At 67.3% G+C, this 20418-nt stretch carries 16 protein-coding genes and 1 pseudogene; 8 read left to right on the forward strand and 9 right to left on the reverse strand.

The window, feature by feature from the left end; translation table 11 throughout:
- The first annotated feature begins 120 nt into the window (after positions 1-120).
- The 6 genes and pseudogenes from DPV74_RS18250 to DPV74_RS18275 form a co-directional block, all read left to right on the forward strand.
- Positions 121-1428, forward strand: coding sequence for an NtaA/DmoA family FMN-dependent monooxygenase (locus DPV74_RS18250; protein ID WP_119337718.1), 1308 nt, complete (start codon positions 121-123; stop codon positions 1426-1428).
- Positions 1429-1611: 183 nt separating this feature from the next.
- Complete coding sequence (locus DPV74_RS18255; protein WP_027791919.1) at positions 1612-2415, forward strand: transporter substrate-binding domain-containing protein; 804 nt, start codon at positions 1612-1614, stop codon at positions 2413-2415.
- A 4-nt stretch (positions 2416-2419) separates the two neighbouring features.
- A complete protein-coding gene (locus DPV74_RS18260) occupies positions 2420-3154 on the forward strand; it encodes an ABC transporter permease (protein WP_060286291.1) in 735 nt (244 codons plus the stop codon).
- Positions 3151-3921, forward strand: a complete 771-nt coding sequence (locus DPV74_RS18265; RefSeq protein ID WP_119337719.1) for an ABC transporter permease — start codon at positions 3151-3153, stop codon at positions 3919-3921. Before DPV74_RS18260 ends, DPV74_RS18265 begins: the two co-directional genes overlap by 4 nt.
- 26 nt (positions 3922-3947) lie before the next feature.
- Positions 3948-5330 (forward strand): LLM class flavin-dependent oxidoreductase, encoded by a 1383-nt coding sequence (locus DPV74_RS18270; protein WP_027791916.1) that lies wholly within the window; start codon positions 3948-3950, stop codon positions 5328-5330.
- Positions 5331-5563: 233 nt separating this feature from the next.
- Positions 5564-6020: pseudogene (locus tag DPV74_RS18275) on the forward strand (MFS transporter); the annotation flags it as partial.
- 4 nt (positions 6021-6024) lie between these two features.
- Here the strand turns inward: DPV74_RS18275 and DPV74_RS18280 are convergent.
- From DPV74_RS18280 to DPV74_RS18300, 5 genes are all read right to left on the reverse strand, one after another.
- On the reverse strand, positions 6025-8199 hold the full coding sequence (locus DPV74_RS18280; protein WP_119337720.1) for a TonB-dependent siderophore receptor: 2175 nt from the start codon (positions 8197-8199) through the stop codon (positions 6025-6027).
- A gap of 178 nt (positions 8200-8377) precedes the next feature.
- Positions 8378-10402, reverse strand: coding sequence for a Fe(3+)-hydroxamate ABC transporter permease FhuB (gene fhuB, locus DPV74_RS18285; protein WP_240439996.1), 2025 nt, complete (start codon positions 10400-10402; stop codon positions 8378-8380).
- The gene (locus DPV74_RS18290) at positions 10395-11369 is read right to left on the reverse strand and encodes an ABC transporter substrate-binding protein (protein ID WP_119337722.1); all 975 of its coding nucleotides are present in this window, start codon (positions 11367-11369) and stop codon (positions 10395-10397) included. The genes fhuB and DPV74_RS18290 overlap by 8 nt, the downstream gene beginning before the upstream one ends.
- Positions 11366-12196, reverse strand: coding sequence for an ABC transporter ATP-binding protein (locus DPV74_RS18295; protein WP_119337723.1), 831 nt, complete (start codon positions 12194-12196; stop codon positions 11366-11368). The genes DPV74_RS18290 and DPV74_RS18295 overlap by 4 nt, the downstream gene beginning before the upstream one ends.
- Entirely contained in the window at positions 12193-13869 is a 1677-nt protein-coding gene (locus tag DPV74_RS18300; protein WP_119337724.1) for a cyclic peptide export ABC transporter, read from the reverse strand. Before DPV74_RS18300 ends, DPV74_RS18295 begins: the two co-directional genes overlap by 4 nt.
- A gap of 219 nt (positions 13870-14088) precedes the next feature.
- On the opposite strand from DPV74_RS18300, the gene DPV74_RS18305 reads away from it, so the two are divergent.
- On the forward strand, positions 14089-14874 hold the full coding sequence (locus DPV74_RS18305; RefSeq protein WP_027791912.1) for a helix-turn-helix domain-containing protein: 786 nt from the start codon (positions 14089-14091) through the stop codon (positions 14872-14874).
- Between the two features lie 77 nt (positions 14875-14951).
- On the opposite strand, the gene DPV74_RS18310 is transcribed toward DPV74_RS18305, so the two are convergent.
- Entirely contained in the window at positions 14952-15710 is a 759-nt protein-coding gene (locus tag DPV74_RS18310; RefSeq protein ID WP_059697465.1) for an SDR family oxidoreductase, read from the reverse strand.
- A gap of 127 nt (positions 15711-15837) precedes the next feature.
- Positions 15838-16782, reverse strand: a complete 945-nt coding sequence (locus DPV74_RS18315) for a LysR family transcriptional regulator (RefSeq protein ID WP_119337725.1) — start codon at positions 16780-16782, stop codon at positions 15838-15840.
- A 166-nt stretch (positions 16783-16948) separates the two neighbouring features.
- On the opposite strand from DPV74_RS18315, the gene DPV74_RS18320 reads away from it, so the two are divergent.
- The gene (locus DPV74_RS18320) at positions 16949-18163 is read left to right on the forward strand and encodes an NAD(P)/FAD-dependent oxidoreductase (RefSeq protein WP_119337726.1); all 1215 of its coding nucleotides are present in this window, start codon (positions 16949-16951) and stop codon (positions 18161-18163) included.
- Positions 18164-18286: 123 nt separating this feature from the next.
- On the opposite strand, the gene DPV74_RS18325 is transcribed toward DPV74_RS18320, so the two are convergent.
- Positions 18287-19219, reverse strand: a complete 933-nt coding sequence (locus DPV74_RS18325; RefSeq protein ID WP_060319595.1) for an esterase family protein — start codon at positions 19217-19219, stop codon at positions 18287-18289.
- A 61-nt stretch (positions 19220-19280) separates the two neighbouring features.
- Positions 19281-20378: an OpgC domain-containing protein gene (locus tag DPV74_RS18330; RefSeq protein WP_027791907.1), complete on the reverse strand. Its 1098-nt coding sequence runs from the start codon at positions 20376-20378 to the stop codon at positions 19281-19283.
- Positions 20379-20418: the final 40 nt, after the last annotated feature.

Consider the following 20418-nt stretch of genomic DNA (forward strand, 5'->3'; position numbering starts at 1 on the left):
ATGCCGACATGAAGTGTCCGATCGAACGGAATCAAGAGGAATACAGATGAATAGCAAACGCGTACTGCGTGAGACGCTCACCCTCGTTACGCGCCATCGCGCGACGAACGGAGCCGCGTCATGAGCGGCGCACGTAGACGGTTGAAGACGCTCGTCGGCGCGGCGAGCGTGCTGTACGCACCCGGCGATGCGGATGCCGTGCACGGTGTGCGACGTGCGGCGTCGCTCGCACGCAAGGCGGAAGCCGAGAAGATCACCGGCCTCTTTACCGCCGACCTGCTGCAGGCCGATTCGGCCGGCCTCGCCGGCACGACGGGCAGCCAGGAGCCGATCGTCGCGCTGGCGGCGCTGAGCCAGGCGACGTCGGCGATCGGCCTCGTCGCGACGGTGTCGACGACGTATCACCATCCGTACAACCTCGCGCGGCTGATCGGCACGCTCGACCACGTGAGCGGCGGCCGTGCTGCGTGGAACGCGGTGACGTCGTCGGTCGGCGAGGAGAATTTCGGCGATGCGGCGTTGCCCGACCCCGAACGGCGTTACGCACGTGCGGCCGAATTCGTCGAGGTCGTCAACGCGCTGTTCGACGCGAACGATCCGGGCGCGACGCGGCGCGGGCAGGGCGGTGGCATCTCGGTCGATCCGCGCAAGCTCGGCGCGATCGACTATCACGGCGAGCACTTCCAGGTGCAGGGGCCGCTGAACGTGCCGCCGTCGCCGCAGCGCCGGCCGGTGCTGTTTCAGGCGGGTCAGTCGGCCAGCGGCGTATCGCTCGGCGCGAGGTACGCGGAGGTTGTGTATACGTCTCAGCCGACGCACGAAGATGCACGCGCATTCGTCGCCGAACTGCATCGGCAGGCCATCGCATTCGGCCGCGGCGACCGGCTGCCGCTCGTGATGAACTCGTTCCATTCGGTGATCGGCGAATCCGATGCCGACGTCGCGCGACGGTTGCGCGACAAGCATGAACGCATCGATTACGAACAAGGCCGGCTGAAGCTCGCCGACATGCTCGGCGGCGTCGTCGACCTGCGCGACCTGCCGCTCGACCAGCCGTTGCCGGGGTCGCTGCTGCCGGCGATCGACAGCGTGCATCGCCGGCGAGGGCGTGTTGCGATCTTCGTCGGCTATGCGCGTCAGCGGCTGACGCTGCGCGAGCTGATCGTCCGCGCGCAGGAGACCGGCCACTGGTTCGTCGCCGGCACGCCGGAGCAGCTCGCCGATGCGATCGAGGCGCGCTATCGCGCGGGGCTCGTCGACGTGCTGTCGCTGCACGGGCTCGGTCAGCCGGACCAGGAGGACCTGCTGCTCAATGGCTTGCTGCCCGAATTGCGTCGTCGTGCGCTGCTCGATACCGACTACGTGGGCGGTGATTTCCGCGCGAATCTGGAGTTGCCGGCGTTGCAGCGCGAAACGGCGGAGGCGTGAGCGGGCGAACGGTCGAACGATGCACCGTGCGGCGCGTTCGGCGGTGCGCCGTTCCGCCATATCGCGCGATCAGATATTCATCGAAAAAATAACCATTTGGTACACACGTCGGCGCGCATTACAGTCTCGCCTCCTGCCGGCTGCGACGCCGGTCGTTCCGACGTTATTTCAGAAATTCGCCACATGAATCGTTTGATGCGTTCCAGTGTCCGCCGTGCCGCGGCCGCGGTGTTTGTGGTCGGCCTCGTGCCGGCTTCCCATGCGGCCCAGCCGACGTTGCGCGTCGGAATCGACGCCGAATCGTATCCGCCGTTCTTTTCGAAGGACGCGGCCGGCAAGTGGAAGGGCTGGGAAATCGACGTGCTCGATGCCGCGTGCGGCAAACTGAACGTGCGGTGCGAACTCACCGACATTGCTTGGGACGGCCTGATTCCGGCGTTGCAGAACCGCAAGATCGACGTGATCTGGTCGTCGATGACGATCACCGGCGAACGGCAGAAGGCAATCGATTTCAGTCGCGCGTATTACGAATCGCCGACGGTGTTCGTCGGCGCGAAAAGCGATCGGCGCCGCGTCGACTGCGCGGTGCCCGCGAGCTTCAAGGGTCGCGTGATCGGCGTCGAGGCCGGCACGAACTTCTCGGCGTTCCTCGATTCGCGCTTCAAGCCGGATGCGCAGATCAAGGCGTTCGACAAGTTCGACAACGCGCTCGCGGATCTGGTGTCCGGCCGGGTCGACTACGTGCAGGAAGGCAAGGGTCTGTTCACGGCCTTCCTCGCGTCGCGCGACGGCAAGGACTTCGAGGTCAAGGCGACGTGCGCGGACAACCCGGTGCTGGGCCTCGGCATCGGCGCGGGTGTGCGCCAAGGCGATGCGCTGCGCGGCAAGCTGTCGACCGCGATCGCTCAGCTGCAGCAGGACGGTACGTGGGATGCGATCACCGCCCGCTATCCGAACCTGAAGGGCACGATCGAGAAGGGCCGCTGACCCGATGGCCGCGGACGACTCGCTGCTCGCGCTGCTTGCATTCGACGACGGTGGATATGGCCGTGTGTTCGCGGGCGCGTTCGCGCTGACGTTCGGCGTCGCGGCGTCGTCGTTCTGCACCGGCGTGCTGCTCGGCATCGCCGGCGCGCTCGGCAAGCTGTCGCGCCACGCGCCGCTCGCATGGCTCGCGCGGCTCTACACGACGCTGGTGCGTGCGCTGCCCGAGCTGTTGTGCCTGCTGCTCGCGTTCTATGCGCTCGCGCCTGCCGTCGAGGTCGCGCTGCGCCGCGTCGGCCTGGTGCCCGACGGCTTCGCGTTCCCGCCGTTCCTCGTTGCTGCGCTGTCGCTCGGTTTCATCCAGGGCGCGTATCTGACCGACATTTTCCGCGCGGCGCTCGTCAACGTGCCGATCGGGGAGATCGAAGCCGCGCATGCATACGGGATGACGCCATGGCAGACGTTCACGCGCATCCGGCTGCCGGCCGCCGCGCGGCTCGCATTGCCGGGCGTCGGCAACGTGTGGCTGAACGCGACCAAGGACGCGTCGTTCATCAGCGTGCTCGGCTCGTTCACGGACTTGCTGAAGGCGAGCCAGCTCGCGGCCGGCGCGACCCGTCACTATGTATTCTTCTATCTCGTCACGGCCGCGCTGTTCCTGCTGCTGAGCATCGCGTCGACCGGCATCTTCGCGGTGCTCGAGCGGCACGCGAACCGTGGCACGAGGCGTGCAACCGCATGATGTTCTCGCTGCCGTTCCTGCTCGATACGGTGATGCCGAAGCTGCTCGCCGCAGTGCCGACGACGCTCGCGCTGACGCTGTGGTCGGGCGCGGCCAGCGTGCTGCTGGGCGTACCGCTCGCGCTCGCCGCCGGTGCTCGCCATGCGCCGCTGCGCTGGTCCGCGCGCGGCTGGATCATGCTGATTCGCGGCACGCCGCTGCTCGTTCAGCTCTATTTGCTGTACTACGGATTCGGGCAAATCGTGCCGCGCGAATGGATGCGCGACAGCTGGGCATCGCCGCTGCTGCGCGACGCGTTCTGGTACGCGATCGTCGCATTGAGCGTGAACGAGAGCGCGTATGTCGCGACGATCCTGCGCGGCGCGATCGCCGGCGTGCCGGCCGGCGAGATCGAAGCCGGGCACGCATACGGCATGACGCGCGCGCAGGTGCTGCGCCGCATCGTCGGCCCGCGCGCCTGGCGGCTCGCGCTGCCCGCGCTCATCGGCGAGGCGATCCTGCTGCTGAAATCGACCGTCCTCGCGTCGACCGTGACCGTGTTCGACGTGATGGGAACGGCCAATACGCTGCGCTTCGAGACGTTGCGCGTGTACGAGCCGCTGGCCGGCGCGGCGATCGTCTATGTCGTACTGGTCGCGCTGCTGATCGTTCCTGCCGGCCGTTTCGAGCAGCACGTCAATCGCTACCTTACGCGCGCGCCGGACGAGCGCACGCCAGCACGGCGCCGCCGCCGCGCGTCGTCGGGCGCGTGGGCGGCACCCAACTGATTCCTTCCCTGATACCGATTTCGACGATGTCCGATCCTCGCCCGTTGCTGTTTTCCCTGTATGAACAAGCCAGTGTCGGTTGCGGTGGCGCACCAAGCCTGTGGACCCACCCCGCCGATGAACGGCTGCGCGCCAATACACTCGCGTTCTGGTCGAACCTCGCGCGCACGGCCGAACAGGCCGACCTCGACATGCTGTTCTTCGCGGACGTGCTCGGCCTGTACGACGTCTATGGCGGGTCGGCCGATGCCGCGCTGCAGTGGGCGGTCGAGTCGCCCGCGAACGATCCGATGATGCTGATTCCGGCGCTGGTCGCGCAGACCGAGCGGCTCGCGTTCGGCGTGACCGCGAGCACGACCTACGAGCATCCGTTCGCGCTCGCGCGCCGCTTCAGCACGCTCGATCATCTGAGCAACGGCCGGATCGGCTGGAACATCGTGACGTCCTACCTGACGAGCGCGGCGCGCAACTTCGGGCTCGACCGGATGATCGGTCACGACGAACGCTATGCGCGCGCCGAGGAGTTTCTCGACGTCGTCTATAAGCTGTGGGAAGGGAGCTGGGCGGACGACGCGGTCGTCGCCGACAAGCACGCGCCGCGCTATGCGCGTGGCGACCGCGTGCGGCCGATCGCGCACGAAGGCACGCACTATCGCGTGCAGGGGCCGCACGTCTGCGCGCCGTCGCCGCAGCGCTCGCCGGTGCTGATCCAGGCCGGCTGGTCCGGGCGCGGACGCGAATTCGCAGCGAAGCACGCGGAGGTGGTGTTCGTCGCGAAGTCGAATCCGCACGAGATCCGCGCGGGCCTCGACGAGATTCGCCGGCAGGCGGCTGAACGCGGCCGGTCGGCGGACGACGTGAAGTCGCTGACGGTGCTGCGGATCGTGACGGCGCGCTCGTCGAGCGACGCGAAGGAGAAATACCACCTGCTGCAGCAGCACTATCACCAACACGCGCAACTCGTCAGCTACGCGGGCGACACCGGCATCGACATCGACCGCTATGCGGACGACGAACCGCTTACGACGCAGACGGAAGGACTCACGTCCTACGTGATGAGGCCCGACGGCAGCGGCAAGCCGCTCACCGCCGGCGACGTGCGGCGCAAGTTCGCGAGCGTCACGCGCGGCACCGACCTGATCCTCGTCGGCTCGCCCGACGAGGTCGCCGATCAACTCGCCGAGCATGCGCGGCAGTCGACGACGAGCGGCTACATGCTCAATCCGCTTATCAGCCCGGGCACGCTCGACGATTTCGCCGAACTGATCGTGCCGGAATTGAAGAAGCGCGGCCTGTACCGGACGACGGCACCGGCCGGTACTTTCCGTTCACGCCTGAGCGGACGGGATCGGTTGCCCGATACTGCGTATGGTTCGTCGTTCAGACACTCGGCCGTGGGGTTGGTCTGACCTCAAGCAATTCGGTGCCGGTAACTTCAGCGCGCAACCGACGCTCCGGTGTCGTGGAACGTCCGGACGACGGTCGGGGGTTGATCCGCTTGGCGGATGGTGAGGTGCAAGTTTTTCGTGTACTAAAACGACAAGCGAGGGCGCGCCTTGATGAGTGATGCAAGGCGTACTGAAGTCTGGTGAAGCAGGCGCACCCGGGTGTGTCCTGATCATTCTCGCGGGGCACACGTTTGATGCGCATCGATCAGCCGGCCTTCTTGGGTTCCCTTTTTTCTGTCGCGGCTTGCGGACCAGATGCTGCTCTTTCTGGTACCGCTCGTCGTCTTTCAGATCACGCATAAAGCGACGTGGTCCGGGCTCGCATTTTTCATCGAAGCGTTGCCGCGATTCATCGCCTTTCCGGTCTGCGGTGCATTGAGCGACCGCGTGCCGCCCGTTCGTGTGCTGCGAGCGAGCCGGACCAGTCGTGCCATCGCCTGCATGATCGGCATTGCCGGCTATGTCGCCTGGAGCGGAATCGGGTGGCTGATCGCGTTGTCCGCCGTCTGCGGCGCACTCACGAGTCAGGGGCTTGTCGCTCGCGAAGTGCTGCTGCCACAGATTTCTACGCAGCAGCGCTTCGAAAAAGTGCTGTCATATACGCAGCTTGCCGAGCAGTTGGGAGTCGTGCTCGGGCCGATCGTCGCGGCGGCACCTAGAAATCCGAACGCACGGTCAACATCACGTTGCGCGCATCGCCGAATACGCTGTAATAGGTGCTGGGCGGACGAATGTAGTACCTGCGATTGAACACGTTATTCAATTGCAAGGACGCCGTCACGTGCTTGGTGAAACGATATCCCGCTTGTGCGTCGAAAACCGCATAGCCGCCCTGTTCGACGCCACGCGAAATCCGCGTTTGAGCGAGCATGCCGCCCCCGATCGAGAATCCGCGTAACGGGCCTTGCGAGAGCGTATATCGGGTCCACAGCTTGAACAAATGCTTCGGATCCGTGCCGTCGGTGAGATCGGGCGAGTCGTTCTCGTAGTGTGCGTTCAGATACGTGTAGCCGGCATAGAGATTCCAGTCTGGCGTCGGCTGGCCAGTGAGTTCGAGTTCGATACCCTGATTGCGTGCCTTGCCTGCGGATACGTAATAGAACTGATGGGCAGGGTCGGCAACGGCGCGGTTGTCGTCGTTGATGCGGAACAGCGCGGCGTTCGCATTCAGGCGGCCATCGAGCAGGCTGCTTTTTATGCCTACTTCGTACTGCTCTCCCGAGCGCGGCGGCAGGCCCGGCCCCGAGTACGTGCCTTGGGTTTGCGCATCGAGGAACCGCGCGTAGTTGGCGTAGGCCGTCAGCGACGGCACGATGTCCCACAGCAATCCGGCGGACGGCAGGAAGCGATGATTGACCTGTGCGTTGGTCGTCCAGTCCGCGACGCTCGGCAACGTCGACTGCGTGCGGTCTTGCAGGAACGCCTCGCGGCCGCCGAGCACGAGCGTCAGCGGCGTGGCGAGCTTGATACGCGCCTGCGCATAGACGCCGTATTGCACGGTGCGGTGATTGGTGCCGAACGTGTACGGTACGTCCACGGCGGGTACCGCATTGGGATCGTAGAGACTGTAGGCGCCACCGTACGGGCCGCTCAACGCGCGGTAACCCGATTGCGCGCCCGATGTCATCACGGCGTAGTTCGCGCCGATGATCAGCGTATGCGTCTGCCCCCAGAGGCGGACCGGGCCGGATACATTGGTGTCCGCGCCGAACCAGTCATAGCTCGTGCGCTGCCGCTGGTCTCCGAAGCGCGCGAGGCCGTTTGCGGTCGCGCCGGGGCCGGAGTACGCGTAGTAGGCCTTGGAGAGTTCGTGGCGGTAGAACAGCGTGGTCGAAGATTGCCACGCGTTTTCGAACCGATGCACGAGGTTGGCGTTGACCTCCTGCAACGAGGTGTACGCGTAGTTCCAGCTCGGACTGAAGTTCCGCGTGTATTCGCTCGGCACGCGCCCGGTGAGCGCGGTACGCGTGCTGTTCAGCACGCCGCCCGCACCGTAATCGATGCCGGAAATCGGCGAGACCTGATAGCCGCCCGAGAACGACAGCGTCGTGCGCGGCGTGAGGTCCCAATCGAGCGCACCATAGGCCATCACCTCCTTGCTGCGCGTGCGCTCTATGGATTGCATACCGGTGCTGCCCACGAGAACGGCGCGTCCGCGCAGCGTGCCGTCCTTGTTCAGCGGCCCGGTGACGTCGATCATCTGGCGCACGCTGCCGAACGAATCGACCTGTGTTTCCGTGCCGAGATGGAACTGATCCTGAGGGCGCTTGCGCACGAGATTGACGACGCCGCCCGGCTCGCCCATGCCATCGATCGAGCCTGCCGGGCCGCGCAGGATTTCGACGCGGTCGTACATCGCCAGATCGAATTGCAACTGATACTGCAGGCCGCTCAGCGTCGGGACCCCATCGAATTCAATGCCGAGCTGCGAGCCGCGCGCGCGGAAGTACGCGGTACCGTCGCCGTAGTCGATCGAACTGACGCCGGTCACGGAGCGCAACGCCTGCTGGATGGTCGTGATGTTCTGGTCGTCCATCCGCTCGCGCGTGAGCACCGAGACCGAGTTCGGCGTCTCCTTGATCGATTGCGCGACTTTTCCGCCGATGGTGGCCCACTTTGCAGCGTAGTTGTCGCTGCCTTCGGTTGTCGCATCGGCGTCCTTTGTGCCCACCACCGTCAAGGCGGGCAGCATGCCGCCGACGGGGGCGGGCGAGCCTTGCGCGTTCGCCCACGAGGAGGCGAGGCACAGCGCCGAAAAGGCGAGCGGGGCACCGCTGCGTCGTCCCGTCGTCACGCGCCGCGCGCGCGGGTGGTCTATTCTCGTTGTCATGGTTGATCATCCCAATGTTGAAAAACGTCGAACTGCTTCCTCCCGCCAGCGGCGGGTTGAAAAATGGGGGGACGATCTTTGTCGACGGGCATCTGACGGCCTCGTCTGTCTTGAATCCATGCACTACCGAACAACCGCCGGACCGACATCGTGGTCGATCCCGCGACCCGTGATGCAATTACCGCCGCAACCCGCGCAACATCACGAGCGCGACGAGCCACGGTCCGCCGAGCAGCGTGGCGACGAGGCCGGTCGCGATTTCCTGCGGAAAAACGATCTGCCGCCCGAGCCAGTCCGCCGTCACCATCAGCAGCGCGCCGAGGGTTGCGGCCAGATAAAGCTGCGGCACGGGGCGGCGCGCACCGGAAAACCGTGCGATATGCGGCGCGATCAACCCGACGAACGACAACGGCCCGACAATCACGGTAGCCGCCGCCGTTGACATGGCCGCCAGCAGCAGCAATGCGAAGCGCGCGCGACCCACGGGCACGCCGACGCTCGCCGCGACGTCCGTGCCGAGCGCAAGAGCGGCGAGCCAGCGTCCGGTCAGCGGTGCAACGGCGAGCGTGAGGAGCGCCAGTGCCGCGACGCTCCATGCGATGCCGGGCGCGACGTAGTAGGTGGATCCGATCAACAGATCGACGAGCACGCCCGCGCGCGGATCGCCGCTTGACATCAGCGCGCCGACTACCGCGTTGAACAGCGCACTGATCGACAGCCCGACGAGCAGCAGGCGCTCGGGCGCGAATCGCGCGCGCCGTCCGAACCAGACGAGCAGCATCAACGTCGCGAACGTGCCGGCCACGCAGCCAGCCACCAGCGCGGCGGGAACGAGGCGGTGACCGAGAAACAGCACGGCGACCATGCCGAACATGCCGCCGGAACCCACACCGAGCACGTCGGGACTCGCCATCGGATTCGCGCTCATGCGTTGCAGCAGTGTTCCCGCGACTGCCAGCAGAGCGCCCGCCGCCAGCGCCGCGACGAGGTGGGGTACGCGCCAGAACAGCAGGCTTTCGATTTGCGTGAGCGTGGCGACGCTCGTGCCGGTGGGGCCGCGAGAGACCGCCAGCGACAGCAGGCATGCGAGCGGCAGCAGCATGGCCCACACCAGCGCCATCGCACGAGGCGCGCGGCGATCATGCCGGGGGCCCGTTGCAGCATGCGCATCGGGCCGCGAGCGCAAACGCGGCAGCAACCCGACGAGCAGCGGCACGCCCACGATCGCGGTCGCGCTTCCGGTCGCGATCACGTGTGCGGAAAACAGGTCGGCCCGCGCGGCCGTGCGCACGATTTCATCGGTGAGCCACAGCAGCGCCGCGCCGGTGAGCGGTGACCACACGAGCCGCGCGCGCAATTGCCGCGCGCCGGCCAGGCGGGCCAGCAGCGGCGCAGCCAGGCCGATGAAGCCGATGACGCCCACTTCGGCGACCACGAACGCCGTGAGCGCGACCGCGACGAACAACGCGGCGCCGCGCACCCATCCGACCGCGACACCGAGATGGCGCGCCGTCGTGTCGCCTGCGTCGAACAGAGTCAGCGGGCGATAGAGCAGGGCGGTGCCGCCCGCGCAGGCGGCGAGCTGCATGCCCAGATGCAGCGTCGGTTGCCAGCCGTTCTGGTCGAGCGCGCCGCCGCCCCAGATCTGCAAGCCCGCAAGCCTGTCGAAATGCACCACCGAGATCGCGAGACTGATTGCGCCGCAGTACAAGTTCACCACCATGCCGCCGAGGATCACGCCGAGCGGCGACATACGTTGCGCCCATGCCAGCGCGAACACGACGAGCATCGCGGCCGCGCCGCCCGCGAGCGCCAGCGTGCTTCGACCCATGGCCAACCAGCCGGGCATCCAGATCGTCGCGACAGACAGCGTGAGATACGCGCCCGGGAACACCCCGAGCGTCATGGGTTCAGCGAGCGGATTGCGCAGCACCTGTTGCATCAGCGCGCCCGCGAGACCGAGTGCGGCGCCGCACAGCAGTGTCATCGCGACGCGCGGCAGCAGGCTGTAGTGGACGAGCAAGGCCCCCACGTCCTGCGTGTCGGCGGTGGCCGCGAGCGCGTGCCAAAAGGATGCGCCCGCCAGTGCGCGATGCACGTCCGTGGCGGTCAGGCATGCGGCGAGTACGGCCAGGGCGCCGACCAGCGCCAGGCGCCGATCGCTTGTCCGCGCGACGCGTCCGGCCAGCACGAGGTTACGCAAGGCCGCCTCCGCCGTGCTCAAGTGTGGCGAGGGCGATCGAGACGGCCGCGGCGAAGCGCTGCATCGACACGAGTCCGCCGAAGGCCGCGATCACCGGCAGTACGGCGACGCGTTTCTCGCGCACGGCAGGCAGCGCACGCCACAACGGGCTCTGGTTCAGCGCGGCACGCACGGCGGCGCGCAGCGGCCCGATCAGCAGAATGTCCGCGTGCGGGACATCGAACAGGCGTTCCAGCACGACGGTGGCCGAGCCGGTTACGGAGGTGCGCCATGGCGTGGAGGCCGCGCGGCTCGCCGCGTCGCGAGGATGGGCCGCATTGTCGACGCCGATGCGCGCGAGCGCGTCGTCGAACAGGCTACCCGCGCCATAGACGCGAAAATGTCGCTCGTCGAGTGCTTCGGCGACGATCACGGCTCGCGCCGGGTGAGCCCCGGTGCTCGCGATCCGGGTGGCCACCGACGCGAATTCCTGTTGCGCGGCGGCGATCAGCTCGGTGGCGCATAGCGGCGCCCCGATCGCGCGCCCCATCGCGGATGTTTCGTCGCAGAGCACCTCGAGAGGCCGTGCAGCGCTCATGTATGTGCCCAGCGTGAGCGTCGGCGCGATGCGTCGGAGCGGCGTCATCAACGCCGCATGCGCCGGCGTGACGATGATGAGATCCGGCGCGAGCGCGAGCAGCACCTCGAAATTCGGCTGATAGAGCAGGCCGACATCGGCGACGCCGGGCGGCAACGGCGGCGTCACGATGCCGCTCGCATACCAGTCGGGCAACGGAATGCCGACGGGCGCGCGCCCGAGCGCGAGCAGCGTTTCCGTCAGTTCCCAGTTGAGCACCACGATGCGATGCGGGAGCCGCGTGACCGCGGCAGCGACGCATGGCGCGGAGAACCGTGTGCCGGAGCCGGCGAGCACGGTGAGCGCGACGAGCAGTTGCCGGCGGCGCGGATTCGCAACGAGCAGGTTCATGCCGGAAACCCCAGACGCCGCCCGCTGACCGGATCGGCGCTCACGCGCATCGGCACGCCGTAGATCGATTCGAGGTGTACCGGGTCCATGATGTCGGCGGCGCGCTCGCGCATCAGCAGACGGCCCTCGCGCAGCGCAACGATGCGGTCGCAGAACCGCGCGGCCATGTTCACGTCGTGCAGGACGACGACGGCGCTCATCGCCCTCGTCGCGCAGAGCGTGCGCACGAGTTCGAGCACGGAGAGCTGATGGTTGAGGTCGAGCGCAGACGTCGGTTCGTCGAGCAGCATGCAGCGGCAGTCCTGTGCGACCAGCATCGCCAGCCATGCACGCTGACGCTCGCCGCCCGACAGTACGTCGACGGGGCGATCGGCGTGACGGAGCACATCGGCTGCACGCATCGCGCGCTCGACGTGCTCGGCGTCTTCGTCCCCGAAGCGTCCGAGCGCGCCATGCCACGGATAACGCCCGAGGGCGACCAGCTCGTGCACGGTCATGCCGTCGGTGGGCGGCGTCTGCTGCGGTAGATACGCGACCTGGCGCGCGAATTGGCGTGCGCCCCAGTCGGCGAGCGGCTTGCCCGCATAGCAAATCGTGCCGGCAGTGGGGGCGAGCTGACGGGCGAGCAATTTGACGAGCGTGGATTTGCCCGAACCGTTGTGCCCGACCAGCCCGGTCACGCATGCGGGTTCGATCGCGAGAGTGATCGATTGCAGCAGGGGACGGCCGCTGGCGACGTACGACACGCGTTCGAGCGAGAACGTCGCGGCATTGCCGGTGTCGCCGCATGCGGAGCGGGCTGCTTCGTCGCGCACGATATGGCTCATGCCGCGCTCGCCATGTCGTTGCCGCCCGTACGCCGCGCGTTGTCCGCGCCGGCCGTGTCCGCGGTAATCGCGGCGATGCGCCCGTTCTCGAGTTTGATGAGACGGTCGGCGAGATCGAAGTAGCGATCGTCGTGCGTGATGACCAGCACGGTCTTGCCGTTCGCCTTCAGCGCGGGCAACAGCGTGCGATAGAACACGTCCTTGAAGGCCGGGTCCTGATCGGCCGCCCATTCGTCGAATACATAGAACGGTCGATCCTCCAGGAATGCGACCAGCAGCGCGAGGCGTTTGCGCTGACCTTGCGAAAGGGCGAGCGTGGAGAACGTGCCGCGCTCGATGCGCACCTTGTGGTCGAGTTGCAGCGCGACGAGCAACGTACGCGCCATCCCTTCGCGTTCGCCGGTCAGGCCGAGCAGCGAATCGAACAGATGAAAATCGCTGAAGACCACCGAGAAACGCTGTCGATACACGGCACGCGTCGTGTCGTCCACGGCGACGCCATCGACGAGCAGACGGCCGCGCTCGGGCGCGTAAAGGCCGACGAGCAGCTTCGCGAGCGTGGTCTTGCCGCTGCCGTTGCCACCGACGAGATACACGAGCTCTCCGGCGTCGAACGTCAGATCGATGGGCCCGAGCGTGAACAGGCCGTCGTCGCTTTCGCGCACATAGCGATGTTCGACACCTTCGAACGCGATGCGCGAGAATCCTTCGGCCGGGGCTGGGGCGGAATCGGCGTGATTGCCTGGTTCGGCAGGCAGCGCCGCTTCGAGCGCGCCGATGCGCTCGAACGCAACGCGTGCCGAGTTGAGCGACGGTAGCGCCGCGAGCAGCCCTTCGACGGGCATGATCAGATAGAGGAACACGAGCGCGTAACCCGACATGACGTGTGCGTCGGCGCCGAACAGATGCGCGAACACGAAAGTCGTCAGGCCGACGAAGCCGAACAGCAGCAAATTGCCCCAGCTTGCCGCGAGCGCGTGCAGCACATAGCCGCGCGTGCGCTGCACGCGCACCGCTTCCACGTGCGGTGCGAGCTCGCTGCCGACGAACGCGTCCGCGCGCGCGCGATGCAGCTTGAGTTCCTTGGCGCCGTCGAACAATGCACGAAACTGGTTCAGCAGCGTGTCCTCGCGGTCGCGCGATGCGCGCAGATGACGCAGCGCACGGGCGCTCACCAGCTGCGTGCCGAGCGTGCCGGCCCCGAGCACGCCCAGCGCGACCGCAAGGATCGGCAGCGAGAGCATGCCGAGGTACGTGAGACAGCCGACGATCACGGCGCCCTGCATCGCAATGGAGGGCAGGCTCACGAAGAACACGACGATGCTGTCGAGATCCTGGGTCAGCGCGCCCACCGCGCGGGCCGCGCCGCACCGCTCCAGATCGCGGAACGACGCGGCGGTAATGCGCCCGATCGTCTGCATGCGCAGTTGAGCCTTGACGCGTTGACCGAGATACATGAATAGCGCCTGCGAGCCGATGCGCGTCACGAGCACCAGCGCGGCAAGCAGTACGAAGCGCATGCCCAGGTGCATCAGCTGTGCGCCCGACGCTTGCAATGCCTGATTGATGAGTGCCACGAGCGCCGCGTTCGCGAAGCCGCTCGCGAGACTCGCGAATAGCGCGACCGGCAGCAACCAGCGTGAGTAGCGGAGCAATGAGGCAATGAGAGGCATAAGTCGTCGAAGGTCGTGCGGACGTGCTGGTTGCACGTGTTGTGTCTCAGAAATAAGAATGAGACGTATTAAACGTGGCGAGCGGGATTTGGCCGTAACCATTGATGGGTAAGGAGATTAATGCCTCCCGCAGCCGAAAGGTAGACAGGAGATATCGATTTTTTGACAGAATTTGGTGAATTTGAAATATCATGGCGCACTTCCTTTCGAACGTCTCCGATGAAGGCTTTTCTGCTCAAGCGCTATCCGCTGGCGCGGGTGCCGCTGCCGCGCCAGGTGGCCGCGACCCTCGTGAACTACCGTCAAGGCGAACGCGTGGCTTGGCATCAGCATCGCCATGGCCAGCTCGTCTTTGCAGCGAAGGGCGTCGTCCGCGTGCTCACGCCGGCCCGAACGTGGACGCTCCCGCCGTCGCGGGCGGTGTGGCTGCCGTCGGACGTCGATCACGAACTGCACGCGGTGGGTGACACCGCGCTATGCAGCGTCTATGTGGAACCCGAAGTGTTTCCGTGGCCTTGGGAGGAGCCGGCGGTCATCGCCGTGTCGGCGTTGCTGCGGGAACTCGCGCTCACGGTGGTCGACGGGGCGGATACCTATACGGCCACGAGCCGTGCCGGGCTCGCCGCGTCGTTGCTGATGAAAGTGCTCGCGGAAACGCCGAGCCTCGCCGAGCCGGGTGTGCCCTTGCCGCGCGATGAGCGCCTGCTCAAGCTGTGCGAGCACATGATGAACGACCCCGCGAGCGATCTCACGCTGGACTTCTGGGGCGAGCAATTCGGCGCGAGCGGCCGTACGCTCGCGCGCCGGCTGCATGCCGAGACGGGGCTGACGTTCGTGGCCTGGCGGCAGCAGATGCGCGTCGCGGAAGCGATCACGCGCCTTGCGCTCGGCCAGTCGGTTGCGCAGGTGGCAAAAGATCTCGGGTATCGCAGCGCGAGCGCGTTCATCGTCATGTTCCGACGGATCACGGGCGAATCGCCGCAGCGATATCTCGCAGCGAGCTGAACAGGCACGATTCGGGCCGGCCCGGCGACGCAGCGCGCCGGACACATGCGGCCCGATCGGGATTCCTCGCCGCGCGCTTACCCGCGCCCGACGAACGGCATGGCCGTCGCCATGATCGTCATGTTCAGGATGTTCGTGTCGAGCGGCAGGTTCGCCATCTGGACGATCGCGTTCGCGACGTGCGTGACGTCCATGCGCGCTTCGGGCGCGAGGCTGCCGTCGGCTTGCGGGACGCCTTGCGTCATTCGTTCCGTCAGCGACGTCGCGGCGTTGCCGATGTCGATCTGGCCGCACGCGATGTTGTACCGGCGGCCGTCGAGCGCCAGCGCCTTGGTGATTCCGGTCACCGCATGCTTGGTGGCCGTGTACGCGATCGTATCGGGGCGCGGCGCATGCGCCGAGATCGAGCCGTTGTTGATGATTCGGCCGCCCTGCGGCGTTTGCGCTTTCATCACGCGCCATGCGGCCCGCGCGCACAGAAAGACGCCGGTCAGGTTCGTCGCGACGACGCTGTTCCACAGATCGAATTCATATTCGTCGAGGGAAACCGCGGGCGCGTTGCGGCCGGCGTTGTTGAACAGCACGTCGAGCCGGCCGAACTGCTGCGCGATCTGCGCAAACGCGTGGTCGACCGATGCTTCGTCGGTGACGTCCGCAGGAAACACGTGCGCGTCGCCGCCGGCGGCGCGGATCGCGTCCTGCGTTTCGCGCAACGAGGCCTCCGTGCGACCGAGCAGCGCGACGGTGAATCCCGCGTGGGCGAGCGCGACGGCCGCTGCGCGACCGATACCGGAGCCGGCGCCCGTGACGGCTGCGAATTTCTTCGAGACAGACATGGCTTGATTTCCTGCTGGTTGAAAGAAGGCGAGGCGGCCGATGACCGGGATCATCGCCGCATCCGGCAATGTAGTCGAAATGCGCGGTGCGCATGTCCGGGCGACATCGCAACGCACGTTCGGCTGACTACTTCGTCCTGCCGTGCGCGGCCTTTCGTGCCCGCGTGCCGGTCTGCGCAAACAGATCGACCACGACGTCGCGCAGCCACCGGTTCCCCTCGTCCTGGTTGACCCGTGCATGCCAGAGCATGTGAATCGGCGTCCCCGGCAGCGCGACGGGCAGTGCGCGCCAGCCCAGCGAAAACGGTGCGGCGAGCTGCTGCGCGAGATGCTCGGGCACCGTCGCGATCAGGTCGGTGCGCTGCAGGATGTAGCCGACGCTCATGAAATGCGGCACCGTCAGCCGCACCTGGCGCGCCACGCGGCGGCGCCTCAGCCATTCGTCCACCTGCCCGTGACCGGTGCCGGCCGACACCACGACCAGATGTTCGGCATTGCGCCACGCGTCGACCGTCAGCGGCGCGTCCTCGAGCGGATGCCCCCGCCGGAACAGGCACACATAACGCTGATCGAACAGCCGGCGCTGATAGAAGCCACCCTTGAGCTGCGGCAGCAGGCCGATCGCGAGATCGACGCGGCCGTCGGCCATTTCGTCACCGAGGTTGATGCTCGTGTTGCGCACGGTATTGAGCGCGATGCCCGGCGCCGCTTGCGACAGGTGTTCGAGCAGCGCGGGCAGGAACACGACTTCGCCGATGTCGGTCATGCCGATCGTCAGCGTGCGCGTGGCGCGCAGCGGATCGAAACCGGTCTCGGGATTGAGCGCGGCGTGCAGGGTCGCGAGCGCGTGCGACACGGGTTCCGCCAGGCGCAGCGCGAACGGCGTCGGCACCACGCCGCCCGGCCCGCGCACGAACAGCGGATCGCCGAGCCGGCGGCGCAGCTTCGCGAGCGCGTTGCTCACGCCCGGCTGGCTCATGTTCATCTGCTCGGCGACGCTCGACACGCGCCGTTCCTGCATCAGCCGCTGGAAAAGCAGCAGCAGGTTGAGGTCGATATCGCTCAGTTCCATGGGTTTTGCCTCGCCCGGTTCATTGCATCCGGTGATGATGCAGATTCATTTCATTTTATTGTGGAATGAAAGTCGGCTCCCGAGAATACCGGTACGGCCCACGCAATCGGCATGGCCGCTGCGCACGTCGCACACCCCACATCGGAATATCGGAGACACCTTCATCATGCAGACGAACCTGAAGATTGCGATCGTCGGCGCCGGGATCGGCGGGCTGACGCTCGCGCTCGCGCTGCGCGAGCACGGCATCGACGCTCAGATCTACGAACAGACGGAGGTGCTGCGCGAAGTCGGCGCGGCCGTCGCGCTGTCGGCCAATGCGACGCGCTTCTACGAACGCATGGGCCTGCGTGCGGCCTTCGACGCGGTGTGCGCGGACATCCCGGGGCTCGTCTATCGCGACGGCCGCAGCGGTGCGGTGATCGGCCATCATCGCGGCGAGCCCGACTATCGCCGGCAATTCGGCGGCGCGTACTGGGGCGTGCATCGCGCGGATCTGCAGGCCGTGCTGTCGAAGGCGGTCGGCCTCGACAGCATCCATCTCGGCCACCGGTTGACCGATCTCGTGCAGCACGCCGATCGCGTCACGCTGACGTTCGACAACGGTGTGCGCATCGACGCCGATCTCGTGATCGGCGCGGACGGCGCGCGCTCGATCACGCGGCGCTGGATGCTCGGCTACGACGATGCGCTGTATTCGGGCTGTTCGGGGTTTCGCGGCGTGGTGCCGGCCGCGCGGCTGAGCCTGCTGCCCGATCACGAAACGCTGCAGTACTGGATCGGGCCGCACGGGCACCTGCTGCACTATCCGATCGGCGACGGCGGCGACCAGAATTTCCTGCTGGTCGAGCGTCATCCGTCACCGTGGCCGTCGCGCGACTGGGTGATGCCGTCGGAAGAGGGCGAGCAACTGCGTGTATTCAGGGACTGGCATCCGGCGGTGGTGCAGATGATCACCGCGGTGCCGATCAGCCAGCGCTGGGGGTTGTTCCATCGGCCGCCGCTCGGCCGCTGGAGCCGCGGGCGCGTGACGCTGATCGGCGACGCCGCGCATGCGCTGGTGCCGCACCACGGGCAGGGCGCGAACCAGTCGATCGAGGATGCGGTGGTGCTGGCGGCGCAACTGGCGAAGGCGGGGCCGGGCAACTGGCGCGAAGCGCAGGAAGCGTACGAGCGGCTGCGTCGCGGCCGCACGCGCAAGGTGCAGTACGCGTCGATTTCCGTGGCCGATGTGCTGCACCTGCCCGACGGGCCGGCCGCGCAGGCACGCAATGCGCGTCTGGCCGCACGCGACAGCGTGCTGCATCACCTGGACTGGATTCACGATTTCGATGCGCTCGCCGGGGAGCCGGACGAGCGGCAGGGCGGCACGTGGCTTTGAGCCCGCCGTCAGGCCCGGGCGCGCCGGGACGGCGTGCGCGGCGCATGAGACAGGGCGCAGGCCTGCGGCCGGCCGGTCACCGGCGGGCCGGGTGAAAACGGGCGGGGTAGCGCCCGCCCGCCGTCACTTCACGCACTCGAGCGCGTACTTCAGTCCCGGCGCGAGCAGCCCGCGCCATACGTCCCACGTATGCCCGCCGTCGACGATGCGCAGTTCGGCGGGGTTCTGCGCGCGGCGCAGGTGCGTGTACAGCACGCTCGATTCGGCCTGGATGGTCAGGTCGTCGTCGCCGGCCGCGATGAACATCGGGATGCGCCAGCTGCGCGCGAAATAGCCGCGCATCAGCGCCGGGTAGTTGAGTTCGTGCCACACGCGCGGGTCGAACTGCCGGTCGCCGAACACGCCGACGTAGCGCGCGGCGGAATTGAGCGGCGGTTCGTTCGCGTAGATCGCGGGGCTCAGCAGCATCGCGCCGCAGAACAGCCCCGGTTCGAGCAGCGAGAAGCGCAGCGCGCCGAAGCCGCCCATCGACACGCCGCCGATCGCACGGCCCGCGCGCTGGTTCGACACCGCGAAGTGCGCTTCGACTTCGGGCAGCAGGTCGTTGAGGAACGCGCTCTGCATCTTCTCCTTGCGGTCGACGTACCAGTCGGTGCCGCCCTGCGGCATCACGATCACGACGGGCGGAATCTCGCGGCGCTCGATCAGCGTGTCGGCGGTGGCCTGCAGCCGGCCCTGCGTGACCCAGTCGTTCGCGTTGCCGGCATTGCCGTGCAGCAGGTACATCACCGGGTAGCGCGCGCCTTCCGGGTTGTAACCGGGCGGCAGGTAGACCGTGTACGACCAGTCGCGCTTCAGCGACGCCGACCGGAACGTGCGCAGCACGACGCTGCTGCCCGGATTGAGCGCGGGCTCCTGGGCGGCCGACGGGGTCGTCGCGGTCTGGACGGCCGGCGGCGGCGCGGGCGATACCGCTGGCGCGGGCGGCGTGGCGCGGGCGGTGGCGATGGAGCCGGCGATCAGGGCGAGGGCGAACGGAAGGGCGAGTCGGCGCATGTCGAATCGTTTCAGGAGAGGCGCCGGCTATCGTAGCAGCGGCGCATGACGGTGCGGCGCGTCATCGCCGCGATCGGAACGGCAGCCGCGCGACGAGCGGCCCGTAGAGTTTGGCGACGAGATACAGCAGGCCGATCGCGACGACGTCGGCGGTCAGCCCGAGTTTCACGTCGAGATAGCCCTCGGTCGCCTGGTAAAGCAGCGAATCGACCGCGAGCGAGATGCCGGTGCCCGCGACGAAGCACAGCAGCCCCTGCCGGCCGATCGTGCCGATCCACGGCATCGCGTGCGCGACCTTCTTCATCCAGCCGAGGTGAACGAGCTTGGCCGCGAGCCACGCGATCGCGAGGAAGTTCGCGAGCCGCAGCGCGCCGAGGTTCTGCTTGATCGACGGATCGGTCGGGAACGGTTCGATGCGCAGCCGGTAATACGCGCCGGCCGCGACGATCGCGAGCGACACGGCCGTCAGCAGCCAGCCCTGCGGCTTGGGCGCAAGCGTCTGGTAGACGGGCTGGCAGCGCGCGATCACGCCGAGCACGAACAGGAACTGCCACGCGAACGGGTTGAAGTCCCACGGCGCGCCTTCGACGGTCGGCAGGAAGCGCGCGACATGCGGCGCCGCGAACCACAGCGAGCCGCTGAACGCGAGCAGCAGCCACGGCTGCGTGCGTGCGAGCGGCAGCGTGAGCGGGACGAGCAGCGCGAAGAACGCATACATCGGCAGCACCGACGCGAGGTACGGCTGGCGGCGGAACAGCAGGATGTCGCGCAGCGCGGCGAGCGGCTTGTGGAGCAGGCCGTCGAGGTCGTTGGTCGGCATGTTCGGGCCGTCGATCGCGAACGCGTTCAGCACGGCCGTGATCAGCAGCATCAGGCCGGCCGTCACGAGGAACGCGCGGTAGATCTCGAACGCGCGCCGGATGAAGCGCTGGCGCGCGGCGGCTTCGTCGTGCCGCTCGGCGAGCGAGTTGTACGCGATCGCGGTCGCGAAGCCGCCGAGGAACACGAACACCTCGGCTGCGTCGCACAGCGCGTACGCGTGCAGCGTCACGCGCGACAGGATGCTGCCGCCGATGTGGTCGACGACGATGACGAGCAGCACGAGGCCGCGAAAGAAATCGAGCTCGGCGTAGCGGCCGGCCCGGGCCGGCGCGGTCATCGGGCCGCCTCCCGGCGCGGGCCGCGTGCGCGGCCGGCAC

The organism is Burkholderia sp. HAN2018 (assembly GCF_024704855.1).
Lineage (GTDB): Bacteria > Pseudomonadota > Gammaproteobacteria > Burkholderiales > Burkholderiaceae > Burkholderia > Burkholderia cepacia.